Genomic DNA, 19,115 nt, shown 5'->3' on the forward strand with positions numbered 1-19,115 from the left:
ATGAGCAAACGGGTTGTCGATCAAGCCGAAGGTCTGCGCCGTCTTCTGGCGCCGCCATCGACGCACGTGGTGGCCGTGGCCGGCATGAGCCGTGGCGAGGGCACCACGACGGTGGCGATGGGCCTGGCCGCTGCGCTGGCCGTGCAGGGTAGGGAGGTGCTGGTGCTCGATGAACATGCGCCACGCGCCGGCTCCGCCGCTGTTCTTGCGCGCGGCGATGGCGCCGTCGACGTGAAGCCAGCCAAAGGCGAATTGCTCTCGCACGACTTCGATCCGCGCAGCTGGAGTCCCGGCGGCGTGGTGGTGATCGACGCCGCACTCGATGACGAGGGCCGCCTGTCGGCCACCGCCGAAGCGGCCGACGATCTTTTGCTGGTGCTGCAGCCGCGCGCTGCATCCATCACCGCCGCCTATGCCGGCGTCAAGCGGCTGCATTACGCGCACGGGCTGCAACAGGCGCGCTTCCTGGTCAACGCCGCGCCCGATGAGCGGGGCGCGTTGCAGATCATGGCCAACCTGTCGGCCGCCGGCAGCCGCTATCTGGCGGTTTCGCTTTCGCCGGCCGGCTGGCTGCATGCGGACCCGCGCCTCGAGGATGCGCGCCGCCTGGGCCGAACCGTGGTCGAGGCCTTCCCGGCCAGCCCGGCCGCGCTGGACCTGCGGCGCGTGGCATCCGCACTGCTGCACTGGCCCCGTCAGTCGCCGGCCCCTCGGGCCGTGGCTGCCGCCTGAGGGTCGTCTGGAAACCATCGTTCCTCAACCGAGAACCGCACACGTGTACACCGCACAGGGAACCATCGAGAAATCGCATCTGCTGGAGCAGCACTATCCATTGGTGCGCCGAATTGCATTGCAGATGCTCGCCAAGCTGCCGGCCAGCGTGGAGCTGGACGATCTGATCCAGGTCGGCATGATCGGCCTGCTGGATGCATCCACCCGCTACCAGGACAACAAGGGCGCCCAGTTCGAGACCTTCGCCAGCCAGCGCATCCGCGGCGCGATGCTCGACGAGCTGCGGGCCAGCGACTGGGGCTCGCGCGGCTTGCGGCAATCGGGCCGTGGCGTGGAGAAAGCCATCCAGGCGCTGGAGCATCGACTGGGCCGCGCGCCCAGCGAAGGCGAGATCGCCCGCGAACTGAAGATGGATCTGGACGACTACCAGTCGCTGCTGCAAGAGATCCAGGGCTGCCAGTTGCTGTACGTCGAGGACTTCGCGCAGGGCGATTCCGAGAATCCCTTCATCGACCAGCATGCCCGGGCCGCGCGCGGCGATCGTCTGGTCGACGATCCGCTCGCACAGCTGATGGAAAGCGGCTTTCGGGAGCAGCTGGTTCAGGCCATCTCCGAGCTTCCGGAGCGCGACCAGCTCCTGCTGAACCTCTACTACGACGAGGAACTGAACCTGCGCGAGATCGGCGCCATTCTGGAAGTGAGCCAGAGCCGCGTTTGCCAGCTGCACAGCCAGGCCATCAGCCGCTTGCGGGCGAAGCTGGCCGATCTGCTCTGAGGGCTCAGAGCGCGGCGGCGTAGGCCTCGAGCTGGCTCATGCAAGTGCCCCAGCCTTCGTAGAAGCCCATCTCCTCGTGCCGCTTGCGCGAGGCTTCGTCCCGGTGCAGCACGCGTGCCGTGTAGCGGGTGCTGCCGCCTTCGTCTTCCATCGTGATGAAGGCCGTCATGGGCAGCCAGGATTCCTGCGGACGCCAGCCCGCGCCCAGCGAACTGGTGGTCACGATGCGCGACATGGGCGTCACTTCGAGAAACACGCCGGGGTTGTCGCTCTCGCCCCCGTCCGGCCCCCGCATGAAGGTGTGAAAAGCGCCGCCGGTGCGGAAGTCGAAGGCGCGCACCTCGGTGGTCCAGGGCTTGGGGCACCACCATTGCTTCAGGTGGTCGGGGTCGCTCCAGGCCTTCCAGACCAGGGCGCGCGGCGCGCGCAGCACACGGACGATCTCGAGGTCGAGCGCGGGATTGAGTGTCGACGACATGGCAAGCAGTTCCTTTGCGTAGAGGGTTTCGACGAACTGGGTCAAACGATCGGTGCGCGCTTCCCAGGTCTGGCGCTGCTGTTCCAGCCAGTCCTGCGCCCGCTCCATCGCGGCGGGCTGAAGCTCGCACATGCGCACCCGGCCTTCCTTGCGCGAGCGCACCAGGCCACACCGCTCCAGCACGCCCAGGTGCTTCATGAAGGAGGGCAGGGCCATGCGAAATGGCGCCGCCAACGCCTTCACCGAAGCGGCGCCACTCGCCAACTGATCGACGATCGCAAGCCGTGTCGGGTCGCCCAGGGCCAGGAACATCTGGTTGAGCTGGGGTTGATGGTTAGCCATTTGGCTAACTTTAGGGGATGTGCTGGGCTGGCGCAAGCCCCTGTGGCCAATACCGCCACGCTGTGGCGCTTTCCTGCGCGGCCTTGCCTTTGGCCTCGGGAGGACCCTCCAGCGCGGCAAGGAGCGAAGTTGCCGGTACGAGTTCCGGGGCTGAAGGTGTCCATTGCCGCAATCGCCGAGGCCTAGTTGATGCCTGGTTAATTGGTTGAGGTCTCCGGCCAGCGGTCCTGGCGTCCATTGCACCAATCTCATGTCCATCGCAGCGGGGCGCTTGGCCGACGCCAACGGTGCCGGGAAGTGTTTGTTCCGCGCCTAAACTGCGCACCTTCCATCCCCTTCCTCCTGAAAGGTCTGCAGCCATGTGCGGCGCCGAACTCACCGCCCTTCCCGAAACCGTGCAGCGCGTCGCGAGGCTGCTGCAGGACGCCGGCCATCCGAATGCGCCCGTCATGCTCGACGACGCCGCGCGAACCGCCCAGCAGGCGGCCGACGCCCTGGGCATCGAGGTGGGGCAGATTGCCAAGAGCATCATCTTCAGGCGCAAGTCGGATGAGGTGGCCGTGCTGGTCGTCACCTCGGGCGACCGGCGCGTGGACGAGAAGAAGGTCGATGCGCTGGTGGGCAAGACCGGTCGCGCCGATGCCGAATTCGTCAAGAGCCGGACGGGCTTCTCGATCGGTGGCGTGTCGCCCTTCGCGCATGCGACGAAACCAGTCGTCCTGATCGATCGCGAACTGTTTCGCTTCGACACCGTGTGGGCCGCGGCCGGCCACCCGCATGCGGTGGTGCAACTGCGCCCGCAAGACCTGGAGCGCCTGACCGGCGCGCCGGTGGCCGACGTGGTGCAGACCGTCGCATGAATGCCAAGCTGGCCGCGCGTGCCGATGCGGTGCTGGCCCAGCCCGATGGCCAGCCGGTGATCTCGCCCTGCGTTTCGGTCTGCCGCATGGATCCCGGCAGCGGCCTGTGCATCGGCTGTCTGCGCAGCCTGGACGAGATCGCCGCATGGAGCGCGATGGACGACCGGGAGCGCCGGGCGGTGTGGACGTGCATCGCCGAGCGCGCCGCATCGAACGCGACGGCCCCGGCCACCGAAGAAGCCACCGGCCCATCGGAGTTGCCATGAAGACCATCACCTTCCACTACGACTTCCTCTCGCCCTTTGCGTACCTGGCCTTCGAGCATCTGCCGCAGGCGCTGGCGGGCCTGAGCGTTCATGTGCGTTACCGGCCGGTCTTGCTGGGCGCGCTGCTGCGCGCGCACGGATTGCTCGGTCCGGCGGAAGTGGCGCACAAGCGCGACTGGACCTACCGCCAGGTGCTGTGGCAAGGGCGCATGCACGACGTTCCGATCGACATGCCCGCGCAGCATCCCTTCAATCCGCTGCCGTACTTGCGGCTCGCGCTGGCATCGGCAGACGGCGCCGACACCAACCGGTATGTCACCGAGACCATCTTTCGCGACATCTGGCGCGGCGGCGGCGACCCATCCGATCCGGCACGCGTTGCCGCACTGGCGGCCCGCTTGCCGCGGGTGCGTGAGCCCGACGGCGATGCCGTCAAGGCCCAGTTGCGCGCCAACACCGACGCGGCGGTCCGCGCCGGGATCTTCGGCACGCCGACGATGGAAGTGGACGGCCAGCACTTTTGGGGGCTCGACAGCCTGCCCGTTCTGCGCGCGTGGCTGGAAGGCGATCCATGGTTCGAGCAGGACGCCTGGAAGTCGGCCGGAAACAGGCCGGCATGGACGCCCCCGGGAAAGTCCCAGTAAGGCTGTCCCGTCGCTTTCGGCCTTGTTTTTACATTCCGAAACGACAGTGTTGGGTTTGACCTGATTTCGTCAGATTCCGTTCAGTTTCGCGCAAGGTCGCGGTCAGTTGCCAGTGAAGAATGGCTTTCACCCCCATTGGGGCCAAGCATTTCAACTGGAGACGACGCATGACAGCCGCACTGGATCACCGAGGGATTCCGTCCACGCCCCGACCGATGACGAACGAAGAGAAGAAGGTCATCTTCGCCTCGTCGCTCGGCACGGTCTTCGAGTGGTACGACTTTTATCTGTATGGCTCGTTGGCAGCCATCATCGCCAAGCAGTTCTTCAGCGGGCTGGACGCAGGCGCCGCATTCATCTTCGCGCTGCTGGCCTTTGCGGCGGGCTTCCTGGTTCGTCCGTTCGGCGCCATCGTGTTCGGCCGCCTGGGCGACATGATCGGGCGCAAATACACCTTCCTGGTCACCATCCTGATCATGGGCCTGTCGACCTTCATCGTCGGCCTGCTGCCCACCTACGCCACCATCGGCGTGGCCGCTCCGGTCATCCTGATCGCGCTTCGCATGCTGCAGGGCCTCGCCCTGGGCGGCGAGTACGGCGGTGCCGCCACCTACGTGGCCGAGCATGCGCCGCACGGCAAGCGCGGCGCCTACACCTCGTGGATCCAGACGACCGCCACGCTGGGCCTGTTCCTGAGCCTGCTGGTCATCCTGGGCGTGCGCACGATCACCGGTGAAGAAGCCTTCGCCGACTGGGCCTGGCGTATTCCCTTCCTGGTGTCCATCGCCCTGCTGGGCATCTCCGTGTGGATCCGCCTGAGCCTGAACGAATCGCCCGCTTTCCAGAAGATGAAGGCCGAGGGCAAGACCTCGAAGGCGCCGCTGTCCGAGTCGTTCGGCCAGTGGAAGAACCTGAAGATCGTGATCCTGGCGCTGGTCGGCCTGACCGCCGGCCAGGCCGTGGTCTGGTACACGGGCCAGTTCTATGCGCTGTTCTTCCTGACGGCCCAGCTCAAGGTCGATCCGATCACCGCCAACCTGCTGATCGCGGCGGCACTGGCCATCGGCACGCCGTTCTTCGTCATCTTCGGCACCCTGTCGGACAAGATCGGCCGCAAGCCCATCATCATGGTCGGTTGCCTGCTGGCCGTGCTGACCTACTTCCCGGTCTTCAAGATGCTGACCGCCGCGGCCAACCCCGACCTGGCCCATGCCCAGGCGACCGCCGCCGTCACCGTGACCGCCGATCCGGCCACCTGCTCGTTCCAGGGCAACCCGGTCGCTCGCGAAATCGACTTCAAGAGCTCGTGCGACATCGCCAAGCGCTACCTGGTCCAGAACTCGGTGAGCTACGACAACGTCGTCGGCGCACCGGGCAGCAAGGCCATCGTGAAGATCGGCGACAAGCAGGTCACGGCGCCCGAAGGCGTGGTGGCACGCAGCAAGTTCGACGAGGCTTCGGTCAAGTCGATCGCGGCGTTCAAGAAGGAAGTGGGCGATGACCTGAAGGCTGCAGGCTACCCCGCCAAGGCCGACCCGGCCAAGATGAACAAGGTGCTGATGGTCATCATCCTGAGCTACCTGGTTCTGCTGGTGACAATGGTCTACGGCCCGATCGCCGCCATGCTGGTCGAACTGTTCCCGACCCGCATCCGCTACACCTCGATGAGCCTGCCGTATCACATCGGCAACGGCTGGTTCGGCGGCCTGCTGCCCACCACCGCCTTCGCCATCGTGGCCAGCACCGGCAACATGTACAACGGCCTGTGGTATCCGATCATCATCGCCGGCATCACGCTGGTGGTGGGCACGCTGTTCATCCGCGAGACGAAGGACGTCAACATCTACGCCAACGACTGAGCCCACCCCAGGCTGCCCTGCTTCGCAGGTCGGCCTACCCCTTGAGGGGCGCCATCTGCGGCCTGGCATAGCCAGTTCCGCGATGGCCTCGAAGGGGCTTCGCTTCGCTTGCCGGATGACGGTGGCGTAGCGGATGGGTTTGAAGGCTGGCGCCCTGTTCTAGGCAGCGGCGTCCATCAACAAGGCCCCGTGCGGGTGCGCGGGGCCTTTTCTTTTTTCAAGTGACCTCAGAGAGGAATCCAGCGATGTGGAAGATTGGTATTGGCTTCGTGGCGTTCGTCGCGCTGTGCCTGTTCGTGATCATGAAGGCGGGCGACAAGATCGACATGGGCGGGGAGAAGCACAGCGGGGACATGCACGCCACTGAGCCTGCGCCGGCCAAGTAGGGCAGGTGGGGCAGGTGGGGCAGGGCGCCGCCAGCGTGCGTGCGCCGCTGCAGTGGCGTACGGAAGGCCCCGCCGGTTCAGGCCGGGCCGGGCGTCCTTAGCGCCTGAACTTGCCGTCGCTGATGATGGACAGATCCGCGAAGTCCAGTCCCGAGTGGTCCTGGGGCGAATAGCTGACGTCCATGCCGCCGCCCAGGTCGAAGTTGCTGATGCTTTCCAGCGCCGCGACGACGCGCGCCCGCGTGGGCTTGGGCCCCGCGCGCTTGAGCGCCTCGACGAGCACCTTGGCAGACGCAAAGCCTTCCAGCGCCGCCGGCGACAGCTCGGTCATGCCCTTGGCCTTGGCCAGGCCGATGGCCTCGGCCACCATCGGCTGCGCGATCGAACGCGCGCTGGGGAACACCTGGGTCACGATCACGCCGCGCCCGTCCTTGCCGAGGTCCTTGATGAAGCCGCCCGACGCATTGTTCGACAGGGTCACCACCTGCGCGGCCGAGCCGGCCTTTCGCAGCGCGCGCACGCCTTCGATCACCGCCGTGCCGGAGCCGATCCAGACGACGGCCTGCGCATCGGCCGCGGTGATCTTCGGAATGATCTGCGCATAGTCGGGCTTGGCGCGGTCGGCGGGCACCACCACGGCGGGCTTGGACTTGGCCTTCTCGAATCCGGTCATGGCGCCTTCGAGCGCGTCGGCGCCGAAGGAATCCGTCACATGGACCACGGCGATGCGGGTCATGCCCACGGTGGTCAGATGCTGCACGGCCTTTTCGGCCTCGCGCTGGTAGGTCGGGCGCACATTGAAGACGTACTTCTGCAGGGGCTTGTGCAGCACCATCGCGCCGGTCGAGGGGCCGACCAGTGCCACGCCGTACTTGTCCAGCAGCGGAATGATCGCCTGCGTGTGCGGCGTGCCGCGGCTCATGAAGAAGGCCAGCACCTTGCGGTCCTCGATCAGCACACGGGCGTTCTCGCCGGCGCGCTTCACGTCGAAGCCGTCGTCCATGCGGATCACCTCGATCTGCTCGCCGTTGATGCCCCCCTGCGCGTTGACGGCGTCGATCACCAGCTTGGCCCCGCCGATGGTCTCGTTGACGCTGGCAGCCACGGGGCCGCTGATGCCGGCGGTCTGTCCGATCAGCAATTGCGCGCTCGCGCCAAAGGAGGACACGGCCAGGGCGGCCGCGAGGCAAATGGGGCGCAAAGCGATCATGGCTGTCTCGGAAAAAGTGTTGTTGAGCCGATCAGCATTTGTTACTAATCGCAACGCGTTGCCCATCGGGGAAAGCCCTGCGAACTTCTGTGCCAAGCCGACAGCACCGTCGGCGCATCGTGCGGGCCGTCCCTAGAATGCTTGCCCTACCCACAAGGCACGCATGACACAGGGCTTCATCCGGATTCGCGGCGCACGCCAACACAACCTTCGCAATCTCGACCTGGACATTCGCACCGGCGAACTGACGGTCGTCACGGGGCCCAGCGGTTCCGGCAAATCCAGCCTGGTGTTCGACACCCTGTTCGCCGAAGGGCAGCGGCGCTACGTCGAAACCTTCTCGGCCTATGCCCGCCAGTTTCTCGACCGGATGGACAAGCCGGCGGTGGACAAGGTGGAAGGCGTGCCGCCGGCCATCGCCATCGACCAGACCAACCCGGTCCGCTCGTCCCGGTCGACCGTGGGCACGATGACGGAGCTCAACGACCACCTCAAGCTGCTGTTTGCGCGGGCTGGCCAGTTGTTCGACCGCGAGACGGCGCTGCCGGTGCGCCACGATTCGCCAGACAGCATCCATGCCCAGTTGGAGGCCCGCGCGGCGGCCGCCGGCGACCCGCGGCTGGCGTTGACCTTTCCGGTCGAGTTGCCGGCGACGACCAGTGCGGAAGAGGTGGCGCAGTGGCTTTCCGCCAGCGGCTTCACCCGGGTTCAGGCCGAGCGCGAGGTGGCCACGCCCACCGGCCCCCGCAAGGTGCTGGACGTGGTGGCGGACCGCTTTCGCATGGGCGGCGTCGAGCGTGCGCGTGCGGTGGAGGCGATCGAGGTCGCGCTCAAGCGCGGCAGCGGCCGCATGACCGTCTACGTGCTGCCGGCGCAGGAGGAGGAAACCCCGGCCTTGTGGAAGTTCTCCACCGGCCTGCATTGCCCCGAGAGCGACATCCGGTACGCCGAGCCGCTGCCTTCCATGTTCTCGTTCAATTCGGCGGTCGGCGCCTGCGAGACGTGCCGCGGCTTCGGGCGGGTGATCGGCGTGGACATGGGCCTGGTCATTCCCAACGACAAGCTCACGCTGCGTGCGGGCGCCATCCGCCCGATCCAGACGCCGGCGTGGAAGGAATGCCAGGACGATCTCATGCGCCATGCCGAATCGGCGGGCATTCCGCGCGACACGCCCTGGTTCAAGCTCACCCCCGAGCAGAAGGACTGGGTGATCGAAGGATCTCCGAACTGGAAGGGCAAGTGGAACCAGCAGTGGTATGGCGTGCGCCGCTTCTTCGGCTATCTGGAGAGCAAGGCCTACAAGATGCACATCCGCGTGCTCTTGTCCAAATACCGCAGCTACACGCCATGCCCGACGTGCGCCGGCGCGCGCCTGAAGCTCGACAGCCTGTTGTGGCGCATCGGCACCAAGGACGACGCCGATGCCGTGATGGCGCCGGCCGAGCGCTTCATGCCGGTGGGCGCCAAGTGGTCGCGCGAACAACTGGAGGCGCTGCCCGGCCTGAACCTGCACGACCTGATGTTGCTGCCCATCGAGCGGTTGCGCCGCTTCTTCGACCGGCTGGCTTCGCCGGCAGCCGCCGCTGGCGGAGAGGCCCAGGCGCTCAAGCTGCTGCATGAAGAGATCACCACGCGCCTGCGCTACCTGCACGACGTGGGCATCGGCTACCTGACGCTCGACCGCCAGAGCCGCACGCTCAGCGGGGGCGAGGTTCAGCGCATCAACCTCACCACCGCGCTCGGCACGTCGCTGGTGAACACGCTGTTCGTGCTGGACGAGCCGAGCATCGGCCTGCATCCGCGCGACATGAACCGCATCACGCAGGCCATGCTGCGCCTGCGCGATGCCGGCAACACGCTGGTCGTGGTGGAGCACGACCCGGCCGTCATGCTGGCGGCGGACCGCATCATCGACATGGGGCCTGGTCCGGGAGCGCGTGGCGGCGAGATCGTGTTCGACGGCGACACCCACTCGCTGCGCTCGGCCGACACGCTTACCGGCGCGTACCTGGGCGGCCGCAAGACCATCGGCATGGGCTTCAAGCGGCCGGTGGGCGATGCCACGCCGCGTCTGGTGCTCGAAGGCGCGCGGGAACACAACCTGAAGAACATCTCGGTCGAGATTCCGCTGCAGCGGATGGTGTGCGTCACCGGCGTCAGCGGCTCGGGCAAGTCCACGCTCATCCAGGACGTGCTGGCGCCGGCGCTGATGCGCCACTTTGGCAAGGCCACCGAGACGCCCGGCGCGCACGACCGCCTGCTGGGCGCCGATCATTTGAGCGACGTGGTGTTCGTGGACCAGTCGCCCATCGGCAAGACAGCGCGTTCCAATCCGGCCAGCTATGTGGGCGCGTGGGATGCGATCCGCGAGATCTTCGCCACGGCACCGCTGGCCAAGCAACGCGGCTACACCGCCGCCAAGTTCAGCTTCAACAGCGGCGATGGGCGCTGCCCCACTTGTGGCGGCTCCGGCTTCGAGCATGTGGAGATGCAGTTCCTGTCGGACGTGTACCTGCGCTGCCCGGACTGCGACGGCAAGCGCTACCGCGCCGAGATCCTCGAAGTGACGGTGGAGCGCGGCGGCCGCGTGCTCAATGTGTCGAACGTGCTGGAGCTCACCGTGGCCGAGGCGCTGGCCGCGTTCTCGACGGACCGCGAGGTGCAGCGCGTGCTGCAGCCCATCGTCGATGTCGGCCTGGACTACGTCAAGCTGGGCCAGCCCGTGCCCACGCTCAGCGGCGGCGAGGCGCAACGCCTGAAGCTCGCGGGCTTCCTGGCGGAATCGGCCAAGTCCAGCAGTGCCTCACGCCAGCCGCTGGCGCGCAAGGGCACGTTGTTCCTGTTCGACGAGCCCACCACCGGGCTGCATTTCGACGACATCGCGCGGCTGATGCGCGCGCTGCGCAAGCTGCTCGATGCGGGGCATTCGCTGGTGGTGATCGAACACAACCTCGACGTCATCCGGGCCAGCGACTGGCTGATCGACCTCGGCCCCGAAGGCGGAGACGCCGGGGGGCGCATTGTGGCCGAGGGCACGCCCGAGCATGTGCGCGAGCACGCCGGGTCGCTCACCGGGGCCGCGCTGGCCGACTACGAATCGGCCATCGGACCGGGTGCCTACAAGGCGGCCGAAAAGACGCTTCGCCAATATGCCGCGCATGCCGTCGCGGCACCGGGCACCGATGCGATCGAGATCGTGCATGCGCGCGAGCACAACCTGAAGAACCTGTCGGTGAGCATTCCGCGTGGCAAGTTCAGCGTGGTGACCGGCGTCAGCGGCTCGGGCAAGTCGACGCTGGCCTTCGACATCCTGTTCAACGAAGGGCAGCGGCGCTACCTCGAATCGCTCAATGCCTACGCGCGCTCCATCGTCCAGCCGGCCGGTCGGCCCGAAGTCGATGCGGTGTATGGCATCCCACCCACGGTGGCGATCGAGCAGCGCCTTTCGCGCGGCGGACGCAAGAGCACGGTGGGCACCACCACAGAGGTCTGGCACTTCCTGCGCCTGCTGTACGTCAAGCTGGGCACGCAGCATTGCGTGTTCGACGGCACACCCGTGCAGCCGCAGACGCCCGACAGCATCGCCGCGCAGTTGATGCGCAACTTCAGGGGGCAGCACGTGGGCCTGCTGGCGCCGTTGGTCAGCAACCGCAAGGGTGTCTACACCGAACTGGCGGACTGGGCGCGCCCGCGCGGCTATACGCATCTGCGTGTGGACGGAGCCTTTCTGCCGACCACCGGCTTTCCGCGCCTGGACCGCTTCAAGGAACACAGCATCGAGCTGCCGGTGGCGAGCGTCGATGTGCTGCCTGCCAACGAGACGAAGCTGCGCGAGGCGCTGACCACGGCGCTCGAACACGGCAAGGGCGTCGTGCATGTGCTGAGCGAGCTCGACGGCTTGCGCGGTGCCATGCTCGCCGGCGCACCCACGTCGGGCATCGGCAAGGTGCAGGTGTATTCCACGCTGCGCGCCTGCCCGGTGTGCGCCACCAGCTATGCGGAGCTCGATCCGCGCCTGTTCAGCTACAACAGCAAGCACGGCTGGTGTCCCGATTGCGTGGGCACCGGCGTCAAGCTCACGCGCGAGCAACGCAAGGTGTACGACGATTCGCAGCGCGGCGACGACAACCGCGGCCGCGAGCAGACCTTCGCCGAACCGGAACTGGAAGACGTGGTCGATGCGGTCTGCCCCACCTGCGAGGGCACGCGCCTGAATGCCACGGCGCGTGCCGTGCGGCTGGGCTCGCTGCCGGACGGCTCCGGTGGCATTGCCATCACCGAGATTGCGCGCATGAGCGTGGCCGAGGTGCGTGCCTGGTTCGAAGGGCTCAACCTGGTGGGCCGCGAAGCCGAGATCGCGCGCGACTTGGTGCCCGAGATCAAGAGCCGGCTGGAGTTCCTGCAAGAGGTGGGGCTGGGCTATCTCACGCTGGATCGCGGCGCGCCGACGCTGTCGGGCGGCGAGGCGCAGCGCATCCGCCTCGCGGCGCAGCTCGGCAGCAACCTGCAGGGCGTGTGCTATGTGCTCGACGAGCCGACCATCGGCCTGCACGCGCGCGACAACCGCATCCTGCTGGGCGCGCTCCACAAGCTGGGCGACAAGGGCAATACGCTGGTCGTGGTGGAGCACGACGAGGACACCATTCGCCGCGCCGATCACGTGATCGACATCGGCCCCAGCGCGGGCAAGCGTGGCGGTCGCGTTGTGGCCGAGGGCACGGTGGCCGACATCCAGGCGTCCAGCGACTCGCTCACCGGGCGCTACCTGCGCGATGCGATCCGGCATCCGCTGCATCCCAGGCGCGCAGTCGCGGCACCCGAGGGCGATGCCGGCGAAGACGCGGCCTTGCCCGCCGCATGGCTCACCGTGCGCGGTGCCAAGCTGCACAACCTCAAGTCCGTGGACGCGAGCGTGCCGCTGCGCAGGCTGGTGGCCGTCACCGGCGTCAGCGGTTCCGGCAAGTCGACGCTGGCGCGCGACGTGCTGCTGGCCAACGTGGCGGCCATCGTGCAGCAGCGCAGCACCAAGGCGGGCCGCGATGCCGACGCCGCCGGCAAGCGACCGGCCTGGGCCGGCTGCGACGAGGTGCAAGGCTACGAAGGCATCGACCGCGTGCTCGAAGTGGACCAGACGCCCATCGGCAAGACACCGCGCAGCTGCCCGGCCACCTACATCGGCTTCTGGGACACCATTCGCAAGCTCTTTGCCGACACGCTCGAAGCCAAGGCGCGCGGCTATGGCCCGGGGCGCTTCTCGTTCAACACCGGCGAGGGCCGTTGCCCGGCGTGCGAAGGTGCCGGCGTGCGCACCATCGAGATGAACTTCCTTCCGGATGTGAAGGTGCCCTGCGAAAGCTGCCACGGCGCGCGCTTCAACCCCGAGACGCTGGCGGTGAGCTGGCGCGGCAAGAGCATCGGCGACGTGCTGCAGATGGAGGTGGACGAGGCCGTCGCCTTCTTCGCCAGCATGCCCAACATCAGCCACCCGCTGAAGCTGCTGCAGGACGTGGGCCTGGGATATCTGACCCTGGGGCAGCCATCGCCCACCCTGTCGGGCGGCGAGGCGCAGCGCATCAAGCTGGTGACCGAGCTGTCGAAGGTGCGCGACGACGTCACGCGGCGAGGCAACAAGGCACCGCACACGTTGTACGTGCTGGACGAGCCGACGGTCGGCCTGCACATGGCCGATGTCGAAAAACTCATCCACGTGCTGCATCGGCTTGTGGCGGGCGGCCACAGCGTGCTGGTGATCGAGCACGACCTCGATCTCATCGCCGAAGCCGACTGGATCGTCGACCTCGGGCCCGAAGGCGGCGATGGCGGCGGGCAGGTGGTGGCGAGCGCGCCGCCGGAAGAAGTGGTCCGCCTGGGCACGCACACTGGCGTCGCCCTGGCGCCCGTGCTCGCGCGCAGCGTGGGGGTGGAAGCCGTCGCGCCATGACCGGAGCCGAGCCATGCAGGTGATTCACAACCATCGACACGCGCTGCACCAGGGCCGCATGGAGATGTTCCGCGGTGAACTGGTGCCATGCTTCGAACGACCCGATCGGGTGGACATCGTTTTGGCGGAGTTGCAGCGGCGCGGCGGCCACGCCATCGGCGAGGCCGATGGATCGTTCGACGAGGCCATGCTGCATGCCGTGCATGCGCCGCGCTACCTCGAGTTCCTGGCCGGCGCCTGGGACGAGTGGGTGGCGCTCGATCCGGGCAACGCGCAGCGCGACGTTCTGCCTTCGTACTGGCCGGCGCCGGGCATGCGCCGGGACGTGGTGCCGCACAGCTTTCCCGCGCGCGTTGGCTACTACGCCTTCGATGCCGGAACGCCGCTCATGGGCGGCACGTGGCAGGCGGCCCGCCAGGGCGCGGCGTGCGCATGGACGGCGGCCCTTCGCGTGGCCGGTGGCGAGTGCGCGGCCTTCGCGCTCACGCGCCCGCCCGGCCATCATGCCGGCGCCGATTTCTACGGCGGCTACTGCTTCCTGAACAACGCCGCCGTGGCGGCCCAGGCGCTGCGCGATGCCGGCGCGGCGCGTGTGGCGGTGCTCGATGTGGACTATCACCACGGCAACGGTACGCAGGCCATCTTCTACGAGCGAGCCGACGTGCATGTGGCCAGCCTGCATGGCGACCCGCTGACCGACTACCCCTACTACCTCGGCCACGCCGACGAGCGCGGGAGCGGCGCAGGCCTGGGCTTCAACCACAACCTGCCGCTGGCGCGGGGCACGGACTTCGACACCTGGCGCGAGGCGCTGGCGCAGGCCCTCGGCGGCATCGCGGCATCCAATGCCGAAGCGCTGGTCGTCTCGCTGGGCGCCGACACCTTCGAGGGCGACCCGGTGGCTGGCCTCACGCTGGTGAGCGACGATTACCTTCGCATCGGCGAAGACATTGCACGCGCCGGACTGCCCACCGTCTTCGTCTTCGAAGGCGGCTATGCGGTCGACGCGCTGGGGATCAATGTGGCGAACGTGCTGGACGGGTTCGCCGGCGCGGCGGCCTGAGCGCTGTCTGGGCGGGCTGCCACCAAGGCGACACGCTCGGGGCACACCCCGATTGCCCCGAGCCGAAGATGCCTGCCCAATGGGCGACTTTGTTCGAAAGCCAACTGAAAGGCTTTCAATCGCCATTGCCAGGAGATCCATCCAGATGTTTCGTCGCACCCTCATCGGCGCTGCCGCCCTTGCCGCCGTCTTCGCGCTTCCCGCCGTCGCATCGGCGCAGAGTTTTCCCGACAAGCCGATCAAGCTGATCATTGCCTTTCCCGCTGGCGGCCCGACCGACGTGACCATGCGCCAGCTGGCCGACAACGCCGGCAAGATCCTGGGTCAGCCCGTCATCGTCGAGAACAAGCCCGGTGCCGGCGGCACCTTGCCCGCGCAGGCACTGCAGACCTCGCAGTCCGACGGCTACACCATCGCGCAGATTCCGCTGGGCGTCTTTCGGATCGGCTACACCACCAAGATCAACTGGGATCCGATCAAAGACATCAGCTACGTCATCAACGTCACTGGCTATGCGTTCGGCATGGTGGTGCCGGCCGACAGCCCGTTCAAGACCTGGAAGGACTTCGTCAGCTACGCCAAGGCCAATCCGGGCAAGCTGAACTACGGTTCGACCGGCAACCTCACCAGCCCCCACCTGACCACCGAAGTGCTGGCGCAGAAGGCCGACATCCAGCTGCAGCACGTTCCCTTCAAGGGCAGTGCCGACCTGATGCAGGCACTGCTCGGCGGACACATCATGGCCGCCTCCGACAGCACGGGGTGGGCGCCGTACGTCGATTCAGGCAAGTTGCGCGTGCTCAACACGTGGGGCGACAAGCGCCTTGAGAAATTCCCCGACGCGCCCACGCTCAAGGAACTGGGCTACGACATCGTGCAGAACTCGCCCTTCGGCATCGGCGCGCCCAAGGGCACGTCGCCCGAGGTGGTGAAGAAACTGCACGACGCCTTCAAGAAGGCGATGGAAGAGCCCAGCTACGTGGCCGCGCTGGGCCGCTACGACATGGTGCCGATCTACATGAGCAGCGCCGACTACACCGCTTTCGCACAGAAGACGATGTCGAGCGAAAAGGCGGTGATCGAGAAGCTCGGCCTGGCCAAGGGCAACTGAGGCGGCACATGGGTACCACCCGGTGGGTGCCCATGTAATCTTTTGTGACAATAGCCGGCATCCGTAGTGTCCAACGAGGTCATCGATGCTTGCTTTTTCGTATGCGCCCCAGCCGGGGACGGTTGCAGCCGCCGTGTTGTCGCTGGCCCTGGCGCTGGGCGGCTCTGCCGTCCATGCCCAGGCGCCTGACGCAGCGCATGCGGGCCATGCGCCCAAGGTCGCTGCAGATGCCTCCGCGCACCTGCATCAGGATGGCCGTGAAAGCGGTCTCGAACTGCCGGATCATGCTTGGGTGACGGCGCCGCCGCGCTGGTCGCCCGAAGCCTATTTCACCAACCTCGAAGACGGCGCCGCCCGCCAGTCGCCGTTCGTGGCGCGTTTCGGCCTGTCGATGCGCGGCATCGTGCCGGCAGGACAGACGGCCGGCCATGCGGGCCACCATCACCTGTTGATCGACCAGCCCCTGCCGCTGGATTTCAAGAAGCCGCTGCCATTCACTCCTCAGTACGTCCACTTCGGCAAGGGCCAGATGGAGGCGCTGATCGATCTTCCGCCCGGCACGTACACACTGCGTCTGGTGCTCGCGGACCAGGGCCACATTCCCTACTTCGTCTATAGCAAGCCCTTGCGCGTGACCGTGACCGGGCAGAACAAGGACGCCAGTGCCGCCACCGTCCTCGGACCGCCACGCCTGGAGATACTCGGCCCGGCGGACCGCAGCACGGTGCAGTTGCCGATGCGCATGCAATTGCACGCGAGCGGCTACAACATCTCCCATGCCGCGCCCAAGCTGGCCGGCACCGGGCACTTCCGCGTGACGCTGGAGCGGCCCAACCAGAAGCCCGAAGTCGTCGACCTGACCGGAGGCCAGACCGAGTTCTGGCTGAACCCGCCGCGCGGCGACTACAGCGCCCGTGTGGAACTGGTGGACAACGTCAGCGGCAAGCCGACGGCCCGCGGACTCAAGCCGGTGCAGTTCACCGTGCCCTGAAGCGGCGCGCACGGTGAGGGCATCGCGCCTTCACCGAGAACAATCGCTTACTTCGTTTCCTTCGATCGCTGATCGACAATGCCTCAGGCGCGCAACGCGCCCAACATTGAACAAACAAAAGGAAGGGGTAAGCATGGAGGCCTTGATTCGCGTGGTGGTCGATCCACTCAACAATTTGTTGTGGAGCCACGTCCTCATTTATGTGCTGATCGGCGTCGGCATCATCCTGACGCTGGCCACAGGCCTCGTGCAGTTGCGCGGGCTGCCATACAGTCTGCGGTCATTCAAACGGATCGACGATTCCGGCATCTCTCCGACGCAGGCTTTCGCCACGGGCCTGGCCAGTCGCGTGGGCACTGGCAACATTGCTGGCGTGGCCACAGCCATCGCGCTGGGCGGGCCGGGCGCCATCTTCTGGATGTGGGTCACTGCGCTGGTGGGCATGGCCTCGGCGTTCACCGAATCGACGCTCGCGCAGATCTACAAGGAACGCCACCCGGACGGATCCTTTCGCGGCGGGCCGGCCTACTACATCCAGCGCGGCCTGGGATCGCGCGGATGGGGCATCGCCTTTTCGCTGTCGCTCATCCTGGCCTTTGGCCTAGTCTTCAACGCAGTGCAGGCCAACTCGATCAGCGACACGCTGAACGTGGCCTACGGCTGGAACAGGATGGCCATCGGCGCCGTGTTGGTGGTGCTGGCCGGCGGCGTGATTTTCGGCGGGCTGAGGCGCATCGGCACAGTGGCTGAATGGATGGTGCCGCTGATGGCGCTGGGCTATCTGTGCGTGGCCGTCTACGCCATCGTGTCGCACATCGGCGAAGTGCCGCGCGTGATCTCGCTGATCTTCCGCAGTGCCTTCGGCCTGGAGCCGGCCGTGGGTGGCGTGGTGGGCTACGGCGTGATGCAGGCGCTGCAATACGGCGTCAAGCGTGGCCTCTTCTCCAACGAAGCCGGCATGGGCAGCGCGCCCAACGCGGCGGCCACCGCGACCACGCCGCACCCGGTATCGCAAGGCCTGCTGCAGATGCTGGGCGTGTTCGTCGACACCATCATCATCTGTTCTTGCACCGCGTTCATCATCCTGCTGTCGGGCGTGTTCACGCCCGGCGGTGAGTTGAAGGGCGCAGCGCTGACGCAAGCGGCCGTCACTGCGCACATCGGGCGGGCGGGCACCACCTTCATGTCGTTCGCGGTGTTCTTCTTTGCCTTCACGTCGATCATCGGCAACTACGCTTACGCCGAAGGCAACGTCGAATTCATCAAGCGGAACAAGACGCTGGTCAACGCGTTTCGCGTGCTGGTGCTGTGCATGGTGATGTTCGGCAGCGTCGCCAGCGTGCCCTTGGTGTGGGACATGGCGGACGTCAGCATGGGCTTCATGGCGTTGATCAACCTGGGCGCGATCTTCCTGCTGCGCAGGCATGCGGTGGCCGCCTGGCACGATTTCCACGGCCAGATGAAGCGTGGGGTGGAGACGCCCACGTTCGACTGCAACGTGCTGCCTGACGGCGGTGCGAAGCTGCCGCTGGATGTGTGGCCGGGCGCTGGCGGCGTGAAGCGCAGCGGTAGCCAGGTTCCACCGCCGCGGCGTTCGCCAGCGGGCAGAACGGCCTGATCGCCCGCTGTGCCGCGGATTCTCAGCGCGCGTCGAGGATCGCTTGGGCGACCTCGACGAAGCCGGCGCCGCGTTCGCCGCGCGTGACGTAGCGCGGTAGCTGGCTCAGCAGCGGCACGAAGCGCTCGATGTTGGCCACGCCGATGCTGTGCGCAAACGCCTGGAACATCAGCGCGTCGTTGGTCGAGTCGCCCACGTAGGCCCAGCGGTCCATCTCGAGGGCGAGGTCGCGCTGCCAAAGCTGGTGCACGATCCAGCGGGCGCCTTCGAGCTTGTTGTGATCGCCGAACCAGCCGTTGACGTGGATGCTGCTCACCGTCGCATGCATACCGGCCTGACGCATGGCGAGCACCACCTGATCGATCTGCGCATCCGGCAGGCGGGTGAATTCGCTGTGATCTACCGCGATGTCGCATTCGCGGCCCGCCGAATCCTCGGCGCGGCGCGCGCCGGCAATGTCGCGCTCGATGGCCTGCAGGACCTGCTGCATGCGCGCATGGTTGGCGGCGCGCGTCGTGGCGTCCTGCTGGTAGAGCCGGCGCAACGGGCGCAGGCCCTGCGCATCGGGCGGGCCGTCGGGCACCAGGGCCATGGCACCGTTCTCGGGCACGATGGCATCGATCGGCCAACGCGCGGCAAAGGGCTCGCTCCAGCCCACCGGTCGCCCGGTGATGGCCACCACATGCAAGCCGGCAGCCTTCAGGGCGCCCAGCGCCTCGACCACCGGCGCCGGCACTTCGCCATCGGTGCTGAGCGTGTCATCGATGTCGGTGAAGACGCCGAGCAGACCCCGTCGATCGTCGACCGGCCATTCGGCCAAAGGGGCCATGGGCCGTGCG

15 protein-coding genes and 1 pseudogene are annotated in these 19,115 nt (G+C 67.0%); 12 read left to right on the forward strand and 4 right to left on the reverse strand.

Annotated features, from left to right (window positions below; translation table 11 throughout):
- Together QTH91_RS00705 and QTH91_RS00710 are read left to right on the forward strand one after the other, a co-directional pair.
- A complete protein-coding gene (locus QTH91_RS00705; RefSeq protein ID WP_286658117.1) occupies window positions 1–732 on the forward strand; it encodes a MinD/ParA family ATP-binding protein in 732 nt (243 codons plus the stop codon).
- A gap of 43 nt (window positions 733–775) precedes the next feature.
- Entirely contained in the window at window positions 776–1,507 is a 732-nt protein-coding gene (locus QTH91_RS00710; protein WP_286658118.1) for an RNA polymerase sigma factor FliA, read from the forward strand.
- 4 nt (window positions 1,508–1,511) lie between these two features.
- Here the strand turns inward: QTH91_RS00710 and QTH91_RS00715 are convergent, their stop codons facing one another.
- Both QTH91_RS00715 and QTH91_RS23135 read right to left on the reverse strand, forming a co-directional pair.
- Window positions 1,512–1,985 carry an SRPBCC family protein gene (locus tag QTH91_RS00715; protein ID WP_286659575.1) on the reverse strand — a complete coding sequence of 158 codons (474 nt, stop codon included), beginning with the start codon at window positions 1,983–1,985 and terminating at the stop codon, window positions 1,512–1,514.
- A 111-nt stretch (window positions 1,986–2,096) separates the two neighbouring features.
- Window positions 2,097–2,585 (reverse strand): annotated as a pseudogene (locus QTH91_RS23135) (ArsR/SmtB family transcription factor); the annotation flags it as partial.
- 101 nt (window positions 2,586–2,686) lie between these two features.
- Here QTH91_RS23135 and QTH91_RS00725 point away from each other — a divergent pair.
- The 5 genes from QTH91_RS00725 (at window position 2,687) to QTH91_RS00745 (ending at window position 6,342) form a co-directional block, all read left to right on the forward strand.
- A complete protein-coding gene (locus QTH91_RS00725) occupies window positions 2,687–3,187 on the forward strand; it encodes a YbaK/EbsC family protein (RefSeq protein WP_286658119.1) in 501 nt (166 codons plus the stop codon).
- Window positions 3,184–3,453, forward strand: coding sequence for a DUF1289 domain-containing protein (locus QTH91_RS00730; RefSeq protein WP_286658120.1), 270 nt, complete (start codon window positions 3,184–3,186; stop codon window positions 3,451–3,453). The genes QTH91_RS00725 and QTH91_RS00730 overlap by 4 nt, the downstream gene beginning before the upstream one ends.
- Window positions 3,450–4,097, forward strand: coding sequence for a 2-hydroxychromene-2-carboxylate isomerase (locus QTH91_RS00735; RefSeq protein WP_286658121.1), 648 nt, complete (start codon window positions 3,450–3,452; stop codon window positions 4,095–4,097). Before QTH91_RS00730 ends, QTH91_RS00735 begins: the two co-directional genes overlap by 4 nt.
- A 167-nt stretch (window positions 4,098–4,264) precedes the next feature.
- Window positions 4,265–5,956, forward strand: coding sequence for an MFS transporter (locus QTH91_RS00740; RefSeq protein WP_286658122.1), 1,692 nt, complete (start codon window positions 4,265–4,267; stop codon window positions 5,954–5,956).
- Between the two features lie 245 nt (window positions 5,957–6,201).
- A complete protein-coding gene (locus QTH91_RS00745) occupies window positions 6,202–6,342 on the forward strand; it encodes a hypothetical protein (RefSeq protein ID WP_286658123.1) in 141 nt (46 codons plus the stop codon).
- Between the two features lie 97 nt (window positions 6,343–6,439).
- On the opposite strand, the gene QTH91_RS00750 is transcribed toward QTH91_RS00745, so the two are convergent.
- The gene (locus QTH91_RS00750) at window positions 6,440–7,552 is read right to left on the reverse strand and encodes an ABC transporter substrate-binding protein (protein ID WP_286658124.1); all 1,113 of its coding nucleotides are present in this window, start codon (window positions 7,550–7,552) and stop codon (window positions 6,440–6,442) included.
- 163 nt (window positions 7,553–7,715) lie between these two features.
- Between QTH91_RS00750 and uvrA the strand changes: the two genes are divergently transcribed.
- The 5 genes from uvrA (at window position 7,716) to QTH91_RS00775 (ending at window position 18,276) form a co-directional block, all read left to right on the forward strand.
- A complete protein-coding gene (gene uvrA, locus QTH91_RS00755) occupies window positions 7,716–13,493 on the forward strand; it encodes an excinuclease ABC subunit UvrA (protein WP_286658125.1) in 5,778 nt (1,925 codons plus the stop codon).
- A gap of 13 nt (window positions 13,494–13,506) precedes the next feature.
- A complete protein-coding gene (locus tag QTH91_RS00760) occupies window positions 13,507–14,556 on the forward strand; it encodes a histone deacetylase family protein (protein ID WP_286658126.1) in 1,050 nt (349 codons plus the stop codon).
- 145 nt (window positions 14,557–14,701) lie between these two features.
- Entirely contained in the window at window positions 14,702–15,667 is a 966-nt protein-coding gene (locus QTH91_RS00765; protein ID WP_286658127.1) for a tripartite tricarboxylate transporter substrate binding protein, read from the forward strand.
- A gap of 85 nt (window positions 15,668–15,752) precedes the next feature.
- Window positions 15,753–16,658: a DUF4399 domain-containing protein gene (locus QTH91_RS00770; RefSeq protein ID WP_286658128.1), complete on the forward strand. Its 906-nt coding sequence runs from the start codon at window positions 15,753–15,755 to the stop codon at window positions 16,656–16,658.
- A 133-nt stretch (window positions 16,659–16,791) separates the two neighbouring features.
- On the forward strand, window positions 16,792–18,276 hold the full coding sequence (locus QTH91_RS00775; RefSeq protein ID WP_286658129.1) for an alanine/glycine:cation symporter family protein: 1,485 nt from the start codon (window positions 16,792–16,794) through the stop codon (window positions 18,274–18,276).
- A 22-nt stretch (window positions 18,277–18,298) separates the two neighbouring features.
- Here the strand turns inward: QTH91_RS00775 and QTH91_RS00780 are convergent, their stop codons facing one another.
- A complete protein-coding gene (locus tag QTH91_RS00780) occupies window positions 18,299–19,105 on the reverse strand; it encodes an HAD family hydrolase (protein ID WP_286658130.1) in 807 nt (268 codons plus the stop codon).
- Between the last annotated feature and the right edge of the window lie 10 nt (window positions 19,106–19,115).

Origin of the sequence: Variovorax dokdonensis, from assembly GCF_030316895.1 — a bacterium.
GTDB lineage: Bacteria > Pseudomonadota > Gammaproteobacteria > Burkholderiales > Burkholderiaceae_C > Variovorax > Variovorax dokdonensis.

What these genes read in the sequence shown, in the direction of transcription:
- QTH91_RS00705 (WP_286658117.1), top strand. Translation starts at nt 1, where the DNA reads ATGAGCAAACGGGTTGTCGATCAAGCCGAAGGTCTGCGCCGTCTTCTG.
- QTH91_RS00715 (WP_286659575.1), bottom strand. Translation starts at nt 1,985, where the DNA reads ATGTCGTCGACACTCAATCCCGCGCTCGACCTCGAGATCGTCCGTGTG.
- QTH91_RS00725 (WP_286658119.1), top strand. Translation starts at nt 2,687, where the DNA reads ATGTGCGGCGCCGAACTCACCGCCCTTCCCGAAACCGTGCAGCGCGTC.
- QTH91_RS00730 (WP_286658120.1), top strand. Translation starts at nt 3,184, where the DNA reads ATGAATGCCAAGCTGGCCGCGCGTGCCGATGCGGTGCTGGCCCAGCCC.
- QTH91_RS00735 (WP_286658121.1), top strand. Translation starts at nt 3,450, where the DNA reads ATGAAGACCATCACCTTCCACTACGACTTCCTCTCGCCCTTTGCGTAC.
- QTH91_RS00740 (WP_286658122.1), top strand. Translation starts at nt 4,265, where the DNA reads ATGACAGCCGCACTGGATCACCGAGGGATTCCGTCCACGCCCCGACCG.
- QTH91_RS00745 (WP_286658123.1), top strand. Translation starts at nt 6,202, where the DNA reads ATGTGGAAGATTGGTATTGGCTTCGTGGCGTTCGTCGCGCTGTGCCTG.
- QTH91_RS00750 (WP_286658124.1), bottom strand. Translation starts at nt 7,552, where the DNA reads ATGATCGCTTTGCGCCCCATTTGCCTCGCGGCCGCCCTGGCCGTGTCC.
- uvrA (WP_286658125.1), top strand. Translation starts at nt 7,716, where the DNA reads ATGACACAGGGCTTCATCCGGATTCGCGGCGCACGCCAACACAACCTT.
- QTH91_RS00760 (WP_286658126.1), top strand. Translation starts at nt 13,507, where the DNA reads ATGCAGGTGATTCACAACCATCGACACGCGCTGCACCAGGGCCGCATG.
- QTH91_RS00765 (WP_286658127.1), top strand. Translation starts at nt 14,702, where the DNA reads ATGTTTCGTCGCACCCTCATCGGCGCTGCCGCCCTTGCCGCCGTCTTC.
- QTH91_RS00770 (WP_286658128.1), top strand. Translation starts at nt 15,753, where the DNA reads ATGCTTGCTTTTTCGTATGCGCCCCAGCCGGGGACGGTTGCAGCCGCC.
- QTH91_RS00775 (WP_286658129.1), top strand. Translation starts at nt 16,792, where the DNA reads ATGGAGGCCTTGATTCGCGTGGTGGTCGATCCACTCAACAATTTGTTG.
- QTH91_RS00780 (WP_286658130.1), bottom strand. Translation starts at nt 19,105, where the DNA reads ATGGCCCCTTTGGCCGAATGGCCGGTCGACGATCGACGGGGTCTGCTC.